Consider the following 12,253-nt stretch of genomic DNA (forward strand, 5'->3'; position numbering starts at 1 on the left):
AAGGCGAGCGCCGGCCCGAACGCGGTTACGGCGCGCCCTCGGTCTTGGCCTTGGCCCGTCGCGTGGTGGTCGCCCGCGTGGCGCGCGCCTTGACCGGCCGCGCCGCCGGCGCAAGCTCGGGGGCGGCCTGAGGATCATCGGTCGGCAGGACGACCGGCGGGACCGCCGCCGGCGCCGGCGCCTTGGTCCGCTTGCTCAGCGGGCGCGGCGGCAGGAGTTCCGCTTCGTTGACCACTTTCTTGGCGAGGAACACCGCCGCATCCAGCTTGTAGAAACTGCGGGTGCGGTAGAATTTCAGCGCGTTGTTGTTGTTCTCCGCGACCTCCAGGACGAGATGCGTGCAGCCGCGCAGCCGCGCCAGGTGCTCGAGCTGGTCGAGGACAAAGGAGCCGAGGCCGCGGCCCTGGAAATCGGGATGCACCGCCAGTTCCTCGACGAACAGCGGCCGCATGTCGCGCATCCGGAAATAGCGCTCGTTCATCCAGTTGTCGGTGCCGAGAATAGCCAGGGCGCATTCGGCGTAGCCGACGATCCGCTCCTTGGCGCCGGCGGTCGCGCCGGCGACGAACAGCAGCTGTTCGATACCCTTTTCCTCGTAGACCTCGAGAAAGCGCTTCTTCGAGCGCGGGCGCTGATATTCGACCGTTGTCCGGTTGACCTCGCGGAACACCAGCTTGAGGAATTCCCAGGTGCGGTTGAGGTCACGCCGGTGCAACCGTCGAATCCGGACTTCGAGCTCGGCATCATTGCCGGTTTTGGGGGCGGTCCTGCTCGCATTCATGACAATGGTCTGCCTTTGGGGGCGTCCGGTCTCTGCTCTCTCTTAGCATTTTGGACGACTGCGCAAAGCGTGTGCATCACGGATCGATGCTTGCCGGTCTCGAGACGCCGAGGGACCAGCCCTTCCAAAACGACCCATGACCAGCATGCATAGCGTCCCGCCACGGCACAGCTCTTGCCGGCCGCCCGGACCCAGTGCAACGCTTAACCAGGGGAACCCCGGGGGAGCACTGCATGGCCGCTGATCTGTCGCTTATCGAGAAGAGCGCAACTGACATTCTGAAGCTCTTGAAGAAAGAGGAGGTCAGTCCTCTCGATCTTCTCGATACGCTCGAGGCGAGGATTTCGGCGGTCGACGGTTACGTCAACGCTTTGCCGACTCTGTGCTTCGATCGTGCCCGCAAACACGCCAAGGCCTTGATGAAACGCCCGAAGGAAGGGCGTGGACTCCTCATGGGAATTCCCGTTCCGATCAAGGATCTGACCGATGTCGCAGGCGTGCGCTCCACGCAGGGCTCGCCGATCTTCGCCAACCATATTCCCGAGACCTCCAACATTCTGGTCGAGAATCTCGAGGCAAAGGGCGGCATCATCTATGCCAAATCGAACACGCCGGAATTCGGCGCCGGCGCCAACACCTTCAACGAGGTCTTCGGGCGCACACTGAACCCCTATAACACCAAGCTTTCGGCGGCCGGCTCGTCGGGCGGCGCGGCGGTGGCGCTCGCCACCGGCCAGGCCTGGCTCGCCCACGGCTCCGACATGGGCGGCTCGCTGCGCAATCCCGCGAGTTTCTGCGGCATTGTCGGCATGCGCCCCTCGCCCGGCCGCGTCGCGACCACGCCGGGCACCAAGATCGACGCCAGCCTCGGCATCGAGGGGCCGATGGCGCGCACGGTGACCGACCTCGCCTTGCTGCTCGACGCGATGAGCGGCGACGACCATCGTGATCCGCGCTCGCTGCCGCTGCCCAAGCGCGGCTTCCGCGCGGCGCTGCGCTCGGCCTGGAAGCCGGCGCGGGTCGCCTATTCGCCCGATCTCGGCATCACCCCCGTCGATCCGGAAGTGAAGGAGATCACCCGCAAGGCGGCCGAGCGTTTCGCCGCGGCAGGCGTGGTCGTCGAGGAGGCCCATCCTGATTTCTCCGAGGTCCACGAGTGTTTCGGCGTGCTGCGTGCCTATGCCTTCGCGGTGACCAAGGCCGAATTGCTGCGTACCCATCGCGACCAGCTGAAGCCGGAGGTGATCTGGAACATAGAGAAGGGCATGCAGCTGACCATGGAGCAGCTCGCCCGCGCCGAGGCGCAGCGCCAGACCATGCTGCAGCGGACGCTGAAATTCTTCGAGACCTACGACCTGATCCTGACGCCGGCGACCATTGTCGCGGCCTATCCGGTCGAGCAGCGTTACGTCGCCGAATGCGACGGCTTCACCTTCCCGGACTATGTCCAGTGGCTGTCGATCGCCTATGCGCTGACCACGGTGTCCTGTCCGGCGCTGTCGCTGCCCTGCGGTTTCACCGCCGACGGCCGGCCGGTCGGGCTGCAGGTCGCGGCGCGCCCGCATGGCGAGGACCAGGTGCTGATCGGCGCCAAGATGCTCGAGGACATCCTGTCGCTCGGCACGGTCAGGCCGATCGACCCGCGCGGCTGAGCCGGCTGGGCCGTCAACCTTAACACTTCATCGACCTCGATCGACGGTTTTGCACGCGTTTCGGTCATCGCGTGTTAAATCCGGCCGGGGTTGCGTTGGGCTGTGGGGGTTGGGTCGTGGTTCGCCGCGTCGCGCGTGTTCTTGCCGTTTGCTCGGCGTTGTCTTCGATCCTCCCCGTCATCGCCGCGCCGGCGGCAGCCCAGGATGTCAGGCCGTCGGCCATGCCGGATTTCGGCGGCATCGCCGCTGCCGCGCGCGGCGTCGCCGGACCCTATATCGCCGGCGGGCTGGGTTACGGTTCGGCGCCGCCGCGCGCGTTCTCGATCACCGACGGCTATGCCTGCCCGGGCGCGACGCTGCCCTATGTCGGGCCGGTCGGTTATGGCGGCGGCTCGGGTTGCTCGACCCATGTCAACATGACCGGCATCAGCGCTCACGCGATCTTCGGCTGGAACCTGTCGGGCGGCGAGGGCTGGGTTTCGGGCTTCGAGGCGCGCGGGCGGCTCGGCCGCGAAGGCGGCAGCGGCCGCCTCGGCGGCACCGCCAATGTCAACGCACCGGGCGTGCCGGCCTATGTGAACGCGGCGACCGGTGCCTACAAGGCCGCGCTCGACGGTGGCCTGGCGCTGTCGCTGCGTTATGGCTATGCGATCTCGGGCTTCCTGCCCTTCGTGCGGGTCGGGCTGGGCGCCGCCCATCTCGCCGAAAGCGTCGATTTCAACGCGACCGGCTCGCGGATCTGCACGGTCGTGCCGCCCACCTGCACCACCGGCGGCACGGTCGCCAATGCCAAATCGAGCTGGCTGCCCTCGGCGGTGCTCGGCGCCGGGCTCGAAATCCCGTTCGGCCGGTTCTTCGCGCGCGTCGACGCCGAGGTGGAGGCTGCCTTCGCGCCGTCGCAGAACCTGATGCGGACGCTCGCCAACCAGGCGATGGTCACAGCCGGCGGCGCGCCGACCGGCCAGGCCGTCTCAGCCAGCGGCACTGCCACGCTGCGCTCGGAAAATTGGATCGTCGCGCGTCGATTGATGGTGTCGGGCGGCTTCCGGTTCTGATCGGGTCTCGCTAAAGTCCGGTCATGACAACACACATGACAACGCTCCCGTCCGGCCTGACGGTCGTGACGGACGCCATGGCGCATCTGAAGACCGCGGCCATCACCGTCACCGTCGGCGTCGGCGGACGTGACGAACGTCCCGACGAACACGGCATCAGCCATCTGCTCGAGCACATGGCGTTCAAGGGCACGAGCCGGCGCACCGCGCGCGGCATGGCGGAGGAGATCGAGGCGATCGGCGGCGATCTCAACGCCGCCACCGCCTCCGAGAACACCGCCTATTTCGCCAAGGTGCTGGGCGAGGACCTGCCGGTCGCCGCCGACATGCTGGCCGATATCCTGACCGATCCGCTGTTCGACGCCGGCGAGCTCGCCAAGGAAAAGAACGTCATCGTCCAGGAAATCGGTGCGGCCGAAGACACGCCCGACGACGTGGTGTTCGACCATTTCGTCGCCGCGGCCTTTCCCGGCCAGCCGCTCGGCCGGACCATCCTCGGCACGCCGCAGGCCGTGCGCGCGGCAACCTCGGACCAGCTGCGCGGCTACATGGGCCGGTCCTACACGGCGCGCAACACGGTGGTCGCCGCGGCCGGCGCGGTCGATCATGAGCAGGTGGTCGCGCTCGTCGCCGAGAAATTCGCGCCCTTTGCCGACGCGTCCGCGCCGGCCCACGAGGGCGCCCGCTACGGCGGCGGCATCAAGACGGTGGCCCGACCGCTCGAGCAGAGCAATATCGTCATCGGCTTCGAGGGCATCAGCTATCGCGACCCGGCGATCTACGCGATCGGCGTGTTCACCAATCTGCTCGGCGGCGGGCTGTCCTCGCGGCTGTTCCAGGAGGTCCGCGAGGAGCGGGGCCTGTGCTACGAGATCCATTCGTTCCACTGGTCCTATGCCGATACCGGCCTGTTCGGCATTTCCGCCGGCACCGATCCCAAGGACGTCAGCGACCTGATGACGCTGACGCTCGATATCCTGCATGCGACCGCCTCGGGCGCGACCGAGGCGGAGATCGGCCGGGCCAAGGCGCAGATGAAGGTCGGCCTGCTCGGCGCGCTGGAAAGCTCGTCTGCGCGCACCGATCAGATGGCCCGGCAGATCCTGGCCTTCGGCCGCCTGCTGGATCTCGACGACATCGCCGCGCGCATCGAGGCGGTGACCATGGAGGATGTCCGGACCTCCGCGGAGAAGCTGGTGCGCTCCTCGCCGATCACTTTTGCCGCCATCGGTCCGAAACGCGGGCTCGACAAGGTGGCGCGGATCGCCGAACAATTCCGGTCGACATGAACGCGTCACCATGAACAGGTCTCGATGAACACGTCATCCGGCCGGCTGTCGCTGCTGCGTGCCGTAGGCCTTGCCTACGAGCCGCCGGAGCCGATCGTCGGGCGCAAGGTGACGCTGCGCGTGCCCGACATGGCCGACTTCGAGGCCTGGTCCAGCCTGCGCGGCGCGAGCCGGGCTTTCCTGATGCCCTGGGAGCCGGCCTGGCCGCCCGACGATCTGACCCGCCAGGCGTTCCGGCGTCGTGTCGCGCGCTATCGGCAGGACTGGCGCGACGACCAGGGCTACGCCCTGTTCATTCACCGCAACCAGGACGGCGCGGTGGTCGGCGGCATCACGCTGACCAATGTCCGCCGCGGTGTCGCGCAGACCGTGTCGCTCGGCTACTGGATGGGCGAGGCTTTCGCCGGCCAGGGCTATATGAGCGCCGGCGTCAGGACACTGGTGCCCTATATCTTCGGCCCGCTCGGCTTCCGCCGCATCGAGGCGGCCTGCGTGCCGCACAACACGGCTTCCGTCGGCCTGCTCGAGCGGGTGGGCTTCGGCCGCGAGGGGCTCGCCCGGCAATATCTCTGCATCAACGGCGTCTGGATGGACCATCTCCTGTTCGCCATGGTCAAAGGCGATCCGCTGCTCTGACGGCTTTGCCGGCCGCCGCCGGATCAGAAGCCCGACAGCGCCACGCCAATCTCGGTCATCCAGAGCGCTACGGCGGTGCCGGCGGAATACCAGCCGAAGGTCGAGGCCGCCTCGCGGTTCGCCATGCCGATCAGCTTGCGCGCGACGGCACGCGGCGGCCGTTCGTCGCGTTTCAGGCCGTCCCAGACTTCGGTGCATTCCGGCTCGCGCAGCGGCGCCCTGTCGGCGCGGAACATCAGCAGCGCCGCCAGCAGCGTGAACCCGACGGCGCCGGCCTTCAGCGCGACGATCGGCTCGGCCGCCAGGGTGAACATCAGGCCGATGACGCCGAGCCCGGCCAAACCGGAATCGCGCGCCGCCCAGGCAAAAGCGAGTTCCCTGATCCGCTCCATGGCGACCTCCAGGGGTGGAGTTCTGATCGCCACGAATATGTTGCGCTGCAATATGCGGCGCAAGAGCGGTGAAATCCTTATACGAAAGTATTAGGACTAAAGTATCAGGCGCGGGCGATCGCCGCGGTTCAGTCGACGATGAACAGGCGCGCGCCCTTGGGCGCCTGCGAACGGTGCGCCTCCGCATTGTCGGCGACCTGGTAGCTCATGCCGGGCTTGAGCACGAAGACGCGGCCGTCCGCGAGCGTCGTCTCCAGTTCTCCGTCGAGGCAGAACAGCACGTGGCCCTTGGAGCACCAGTGGTCGGAGACATAACCTGGCGCATAGTCGACCAGGCGGACCCGGATGGGGTTGTCGGCGGGCCCGAAATGGCGGGTCCGCCACAGCGCATGGCCGACATCGCCGGCATGACGGGTCGGCTCGACGGTCGACCAGTCGACGGTGTTGAAGGCAATGTCGGACATGCGCATGGCGGTACCTCGTCTCAATCTGCGGCCGCCAGGATAGATCAGAACAGGTGGATCGTCCCCGGCGCAAACACCGCAATAGCCATGAATCCGAGGCCGACGATACCCAGGCCGCCGGCAAGCCAGGCGAGCGCCAGGGCGCCGGTGATGACGGTCGCGGAGGCCAGCACGATGCCGATCTGGAACGCCGCCGAGGCGATCTCGAAGTCGTGATAGGCCTTGTATTTCTTGTCGCGCTTGGCTTCCGCCGCGGCGGCGCGGGCCGCCAGCTCCTTGCGGCCCTCGCGGGTCTCCGGTTCGCTGTCCCAGCGCTGGGCGGTGCGCTGCCAGGTGTCGATCTGGCGGGTCATCGCCGCCTTGGCCGCCTCGTCGGTCAGCGCGTCGCGGGTGATGGTCATGTCCTCGGCGGCGGTGCGCACGGTGGTCATGCGGATCGTCTTGGCCTGGAAGAAGGCCCAGAGATTGGAGGCTTCGACATTGGAATTGATCGCGTCGGTCTGGGCGCTCTTGCCGCCGGTCTCGGCGATCGCCAGCAGCAGCGCCATGACCGCGATCAAGAGCGCGATCTTCTTGTTGGATGCGTCGAGATGAGCGTGACCGCCGGACATCTGGTGATTCCCTGTAGCGCGAAGGACGAGGCAGAACCGTGTGCCGTTTCGGCCGGTGGGGCGCAAGGGTGAGCGGCGTTTTGCCGCTTGCCTTTGCCTGCCGGCGCGAACAGCCTTAAACAGCACTCATGACAATCTGGGGAAAACTCGGCGGGGCCGCCGCGGGCTTTGCACTGGGGGGGCCGATCGGCGCTCTCGTCGGCACGCTGGCCGGCCATTTTCTGGTCGACGAGGGGCTGCTCGCGCCGGAGGCGCGGCCGCCGCGCGAAACCATTGCCTTTACCGTCGGCCTGGTGGCGCTCGCCGCCAAGATGGCCAAGGCCGACGGCGTGGTCACCTGCAACGAGATCGATGCCTTCCGCCGGCTGGTCAGGATCGCGCCCGAGGATGAGCCGCGCGTCGTCGCCCTGTTCGATCTCGCCAAGCAGAGCGTCGCCGGTTACGACGCCTATGCCCGCCAGCTCCGCGATCTCCTGAAGGATGAGCCGAAAACGCTGGAGGATCTGCTCGACGGGCTGTTCGGCATCGCCACCGCCGATGGCGCGGTGCATGAGGCGGAGCTGGCCTATCTCGGCGAGGTCGCCGCGATTTTCGGCCTGACCGAGCGGCAGTTCGAATGCGTGACGGCGCGCCATGTGGTGACCAGCGGCGGCGCCGATCCCTATCGTGTGCTCGGCATCGGGCCCGACGTCTCCAACGAAACGATCAAGACCACCTGGCGCGCGCTGGTCACCGAACATCATCCCGACAAGCTGATGGCGCGCGGCGTGCCGGCCGAAATGATCGCGCTCGCTACCGCCAAGATCGCCGCGATCAACGCCGCCTATGACAGCCTGCGCAAGGCGAGGGGATTTGCGTGAGCGGCCGGCCGGACGACCACCACGAACACCATCATGACCTGGCTCGGGATCGCGAGGATGACGCGGCGCTGCCGGTCGAGCGGCCGGATTCCGCGCTCGTCGGCTCGCTTTCGGCATCGCCCAACCACGATTGCCGCAAGGGCGTCGACCGCCCGGACATCCTCATCCTGCATTACACCGGGATGCCGGACGGGCTATCGGCCCTGCGCCGGCTCTGTGATCCCGGCCCGCCGCGCGTCTCCGCCCATTACGTCGTCTTCGAAGACGGCGAGATCGTCCAATGCGTGGCCGAGGACCGGCGGGCCTGGCATGCGGGGCTGGGATCCTGGGAGGGACGCGGCGACGTCAATTCGCGCTCGATCGGCATCGAGATCGTCAATCCCGGCCATGAATTCGGCTACCGGCCGTTCCCCGCGGAGCAGATCGGGGCGGTGACCGCGCTCTCGGCGGATATCGTCGCGCGCCACGGCATCGTGCCGCGCCATGTGCTGGCGCATTCCGACATCGCGCCGGCCCGCAAGCAGGACCCGGGCGAACTGTTCCCCTGGGACCGGCTGGCCGCCGCGGGGGTCGGCCTGTGGGTTCCGCCCGCTCCCTGGCAGGACGGCAAGGCCTATTCGCGGGGCGAAGAAGGGCCGCCGGTCCAGGCCATCCAGGCGCTGTTCGCCATGCTCGGCTACGGCATCGAGGTCACCGGCGTCTATGACGCGCCGACCGAGGCGGTCGTCGGCGCTTTCCAGCGCCATTGGCGCCAGGACAAGGTCGACGGCGTCGCCGACGCCTCGACCCTGAAAACCCTGCGGGATCTGCTCGCGGCGCGATGAGGTTGACCGATGCGCCGACTTGTCCTGGTCCTGCTGATCGTGCTGGCGGCGCCGGCACTCGCCCTGAGTGACGGCCTGCCGGCGGGTTTCGTCCATCTCGCCGCGGTCGATCCGGGCATTCGCCAGGACATTCGTTATGCCGGCGGCTTCAATTTCATCGGCCGGCCGGTCGCCGGCTACCGGGCCGCGGAATGCATTCTCACCGACAAGGCGGCCCGGGCCCTGAGCGCGGTGCAGCGCGATCTCGCCGGCCGTGGCCTGATGCTGGTGGTCTGGGATTGTTATCGGCCGGCGCGGGCGGTCCAGGATTTCATGGCCTGGAGCGCGGACGCGGCCGATGACCGGATGCGCGCGGTGTTCTATCCCGAGGCTGACAAGCGAAGGCTCTCGGTCGAGGGCTATATCTCGCCGCGTTCGACCCATTCGCGCGGCAGCACGGTGGATGTTGGGCTGGCACGCATCGGCGCGCCGCCCGGCGCCCGCAGCGGGCAGGGCGCCTGCACGGCGCCTCCGGGACAAAGGGTGGATGAGGGCACGCTCGATCTCGGCACCGCCTTCGACTGCTTCGATCCGCGCTCCGGTCTCGCCGACCCGCGTATCGGGCCGGTCGCAAGGGCAAACCGCCTGACCCTGCATCAGGCGATGACCCGGCACGGCTTTCGGGGCTATCCGAGGGAATGGTGGCATTTTCAACTGAGAAATGAACCATTTCCTGTCCAGATTTTCGATTTTCCGGTCGTTTCGCGGCAAAATCGCTAGGTTCCGGCATGGCAGCCGAGCCGCGCGCGCCTGGACTTTGCGACCGGAAGGCGCATTGTTCGGCGATCGACTGGGAGAGTTGACCATGACCGATACGGCTCGCACTGCGCATTCCCTCGGCTCTCATCTCATTCCTCTTCGCCGCAACTGGGGCTGGCTGATGGGCGCGGGCGTCATCCTGATCCTGCTCGGCATGTTCGGGCTGGTGGCGACCTTCCTGTTCAGCATCGCCAGCGTCCTGTCGTTCGGCGCCATGATGCTGGTCGGCGGCGGCGTGCTGCTGGTCGACTCGTTCCGCCGCGAAGGCTGGAAGAGCCGCATCCTGATGCTGCTGGTCGCTATTCTCTACATCCTCACCGGCGCCGTGGTGTTCTACAATCCGATCTCGGCGGTGGCGGCGCTGACCTTGCTGGCCGGTTCGGCGCTGATCGCCGTCGGCATCCTGCGCATCATCATGGCCTTCCAGCTCCGGCCGGCGGCGGTCTGGGTCTGGGTGCTCATTTCCGGGCTGCTGTCGCTGGTTCTCGGCGCCCTGATCGTGGCGCAATGGCCGATGTCGGCCACCTGGGTGCTCGGCACCTTCCTGGCGATCGAGCTGATCTTCCAGGGCTGGTCCTACGTCATGCTCGCCCAGGCGGTGCGCTCGACCTTCGACGGTGTGAAGCCGCGTCCGGCGCCGGCGCCGACGCCGGTCCAGGCTCCGCCCGCCGCCAATCCGCCGGTTTCGCCGCCGCCGGCGAGCTGACCCGGAGATAGCGGCAAACTCCTGAGGAAAACCGCGGCGCGCCCTGTTCGCCGCGGCGGGTTGCTTAGCCGCCTGGTCCCGACATTTGCCGCCACCTATGCTCCCGAAGGGAGCCGGTTTTCGCGTGCATTCCTGCGATGAGTCTGAATGCGTGGCCATCCGCCGCCTCGCACCGGAACCATCACTCGTCACCTCTCCCCGGCGCGCTAGCGTTCGCACACATCTCGGAACGGCTATATGTTTAGTGCTTTGCGCGACGGTTTGCCGTCCTTCGAGGCTCGCGCAAGGGCGCTCGCACCTCAGGATGAGGGCTGTAGATATTGGCATCAGCCCCGGTTCAACATGCGCCTCAACCGTCGCGTTTCATGAGTAATATCAATGCGCTGCGCCGGCCATCCTCATCCTGAGGTGCGAGCTCTTGCGAGCCTCGAAGGACGGCCTTTCCGTAGTGCAAGGCCTTGAACATATAGCCATTCCGAGATGTGTGCGAACGCTAGCCCCGGGGAGAGGAGTGGGCCGTGGTTCCAGCGTGAACCCCGGCGGGCAAGAAACGTCTCGTAACACATTGAGAAGATGCAGATTGACGCGAGGTGCGTGAACTCTGGCGGCATGGGGAATGCTGTCGCGGCCACGGCCAATCGACATGGCGTCGCCCGACCGTCGCAGCCGCCTCTCGACAATAAAAGATCATAGTACTCGTCTTTAGGATGAGGCCGCCGCTTGCCGCTGCGGAGCGGTAGCGAAATGCGCGACTGTGTTCGAAGGTCGCCGGGGCGGAAAAGACCCGGCTCAGATCAAGCACGCGGACATGCGACATGAGACCGGACATCCGGGCAGCCTCCTGCGACAGGACCTGTGAGCCGTCTGCAGCTCGCCCAAATTTCGCCTTCGGCGTGGAACGCGATTGTCGGCGCGGGCGCCGAGAACCCCCGCCGCAGGTCTTATCGCTTCATCCTAAAGATCAATTATATGACCTTATCGTGTCGGTGGCGTGTCTGTACAGGGTGTTTCTGGCTGGCCCGATCGAGCGCCGCCGGCCACCGCAAACCGGCGTGAGCCACGGCGGGGCCGCCGATTACCGCAGTTTGATATCGAACCGCACGACGTCGCCGCGATAGACGCCTTCCGCCACGAGGACGCAGACGCCGTCGGCGTCGACGGCCCGGCGATGCACCAGGGCCACCGGCGCGTTCAGCGACAGCGACAGCGCCTCGGCGGTCTCGACATCGGCGGTGCCGATGGTCAGCGTCTGCTGGGCGTCGCGGATCTCGAGGCCGGGCACATCGTTGATCAGGCGCAGCGCGGTCTTCGTCTCGACGTCCTCCTGGCTGATGCGCTCGCGCAGGCGTTCGTCGATATAGACATTGGTCAGCAGGAACGGCTTGCCGTGCCGCCAATGCCGCCGATGCAGATGGCGATAGGACGGTGCCAGCGTGCCGATTGGATAAAGCACCGGGCCGAGCTGGATGTCGGGCTCGTCGGACAGGATCTCGATACGGGCGGTATGATTGGGCCGGAGCAGGCCCGACCAGTCGGTGCCGACCTCGCACCACAATTCCTCCTGCGGCTGCCGCCGGACAAACGTGCCCTTGGCCCGGTATCGCTCGATCAGGTGCTCGGCCTCGAGAAGGGTGAGCGCCTGGCGAATCGTGGCGCGCGCGACGCCGCATTCGCTGGCGAGATCGTCGACGGTCGGAATCTGGCTGCCGAGCGGCCATTGCCCGGATTCGATTCGGCGCCGGAACAGCGTGGCGAGCTGAAGATAACGCGAGACGGCACTGCGGCTGAAGTCGACGGGGTGTTTTTGTACGGCGACCATGAAGAGCCCAGTCCGATCTGCGTGCAGCTGACAATGTACTAGCCTATCAGTCTAAGCCTGCGTCGCGGTGGCGTAAACGTGGCGTGGCGCGATCGGAAAAGCCGGGCGGCGGGATATCGGGGCTGGCTTCCTTGCGGCCAGGCAGGCCCGCCGCGCGCCGCCGGCCACCCCCGCATCGCCGAGGCCGGGGCGGCTCGATCGCGGGTGAGACACATGGTGACCAAAGTCTTTAGGAAACCGTTTGTTAACGGCGAGCCGCGTTAATGAGGCGTTGACGACACGGACCCTGTGACATGGGCGTCCTCGGGCGTGATCGTCACCGACGCCCGTGATGCCATGCCGGTCGAGAACGAGCTGTATTTTCCG

13 protein-coding genes are annotated in these 12,253 nt (G+C 66.9%); 8 read left to right on the forward strand and 5 right to left on the reverse strand.

Going from position 1 to position 12,253, the window contains the following annotated elements; genetic code table 11:
* Positions 1–25: 25 nt before the first annotated feature.
* Positions 26–715 carry a GNAT family N-acetyltransferase gene (locus tag AC07WJ_RS15570; protein ID WP_494935487.1) on the reverse strand — a complete coding sequence of 230 codons (690 nt, stop codon included), beginning with the start codon at positions 713–715 and terminating at the stop codon, positions 26–28.
* A 299-nt stretch (positions 716–1,014) separates the two neighbouring features.
* On the opposite strand from AC07WJ_RS15570, the gene AC07WJ_RS15575 reads away from it, so the two are divergent.
* From AC07WJ_RS15575 to AC07WJ_RS15590, 4 genes are all read left to right on the forward strand, one after another.
* On the forward strand, positions 1,015–2,433 hold the full coding sequence (locus tag AC07WJ_RS15575) for an amidase (RefSeq protein WP_494935488.1): 1,419 nt from the start codon (positions 1,015–1,017) through the stop codon (positions 2,431–2,433).
* 158 nt (positions 2,434–2,591) lie between these two features.
* Positions 2,592–3,488, forward strand: coding sequence for a hypothetical protein (locus tag AC07WJ_RS15580; RefSeq protein ID WP_494935489.1), 897 nt, complete (start codon positions 2,592–2,594; stop codon positions 3,486–3,488).
* Between the two features lie 23 nt (positions 3,489–3,511).
* Positions 3,512–4,777, forward strand: a complete 1,266-nt coding sequence (locus AC07WJ_RS15585) for a M16 family metallopeptidase (protein WP_494935490.1) — start codon at positions 3,512–3,514, stop codon at positions 4,775–4,777.
* A gap of 24 nt (positions 4,778–4,801) precedes the next feature.
* A complete protein-coding gene (locus tag AC07WJ_RS15590) occupies positions 4,802–5,413 on the forward strand; it encodes a GNAT family N-acetyltransferase (RefSeq protein WP_494935491.1) in 612 nt (203 codons plus the stop codon).
* Between the two features lie 23 nt (positions 5,414–5,436).
* Here the strand turns inward: AC07WJ_RS15590 and AC07WJ_RS15595 are convergent, their stop codons facing one another.
* The 3 genes from AC07WJ_RS15595 to AC07WJ_RS15605 all read right to left on the reverse strand — a co-directional run bounded on the left by AC07WJ_RS15595 (position 5,437) and on the right by AC07WJ_RS15605 (position 6,880).
* Positions 5,437–5,805 carry a hypothetical protein gene (locus AC07WJ_RS15595; protein WP_494935492.1) on the reverse strand — a complete coding sequence of 123 codons (369 nt, stop codon included), beginning with the start codon at positions 5,803–5,805 and terminating at the stop codon, positions 5,437–5,439.
* Between the two features lie 128 nt (positions 5,806–5,933).
* On the reverse strand, positions 5,934–6,275 hold the full coding sequence (locus AC07WJ_RS15600) for a DHCW motif cupin fold protein (RefSeq protein ID WP_494935493.1): 342 nt from the start codon (positions 6,273–6,275) through the stop codon (positions 5,934–5,936).
* Positions 6,276–6,313: 38 nt separating this feature from the next.
* Positions 6,314–6,880, reverse strand: coding sequence for a DUF4337 domain-containing protein (locus AC07WJ_RS15605; protein ID WP_494935494.1), 567 nt, complete (start codon positions 6,878–6,880; stop codon positions 6,314–6,316).
* Between the two features lie 128 nt (positions 6,881–7,008).
* Here AC07WJ_RS15605 and AC07WJ_RS15610 point away from each other — a divergent pair, with 128 nt between their 5' ends.
* The 4 genes from AC07WJ_RS15610 (at position 7,009) to AC07WJ_RS15625 (ending at position 10,068) form a co-directional block, all read left to right on the forward strand.
* The gene (locus AC07WJ_RS15610) at positions 7,009–7,740 is read left to right on the forward strand and encodes a TerB family tellurite resistance protein (RefSeq protein ID WP_494935495.1); all 732 of its coding nucleotides are present in this window, start codon (positions 7,009–7,011) and stop codon (positions 7,738–7,740) included.
* 68 nt (positions 7,741–7,808) lie between these two features.
* A complete protein-coding gene (locus AC07WJ_RS15615; protein ID WP_494935615.1) occupies positions 7,809–8,564 on the forward strand; it encodes an N-acetylmuramoyl-L-alanine amidase in 756 nt (251 codons plus the stop codon).
* Positions 8,565–8,573: 9 nt separating this feature from the next.
* Positions 8,574–9,323, forward strand: coding sequence for a M15 family metallopeptidase (locus tag AC07WJ_RS15620; protein ID WP_494935496.1), 750 nt, complete (start codon positions 8,574–8,576; stop codon positions 9,321–9,323).
* Between the two features lie 85 nt (positions 9,324–9,408).
* Positions 9,409–10,068 (forward strand): HdeD family acid-resistance protein, encoded by a 660-nt coding sequence (locus AC07WJ_RS15625; protein WP_494935497.1) that lies wholly within the window; start codon positions 9,409–9,411, stop codon positions 10,066–10,068.
* A gap of 1,075 nt (positions 10,069–11,143) precedes the next feature.
* Here AC07WJ_RS15625 and AC07WJ_RS15630 read toward each other — a convergent pair.
* Positions 11,144–11,887, reverse strand: a complete 744-nt coding sequence (locus AC07WJ_RS15630; protein WP_494935498.1) for a GntR family transcriptional regulator — start codon at positions 11,885–11,887, stop codon at positions 11,144–11,146.
* Positions 11,888–12,253: the final 366 nt, after the last annotated feature.

The sequence above is a fragment of the Phreatobacter sp. GW821-FHT04C01 genome (assembly GCF_059420385.1).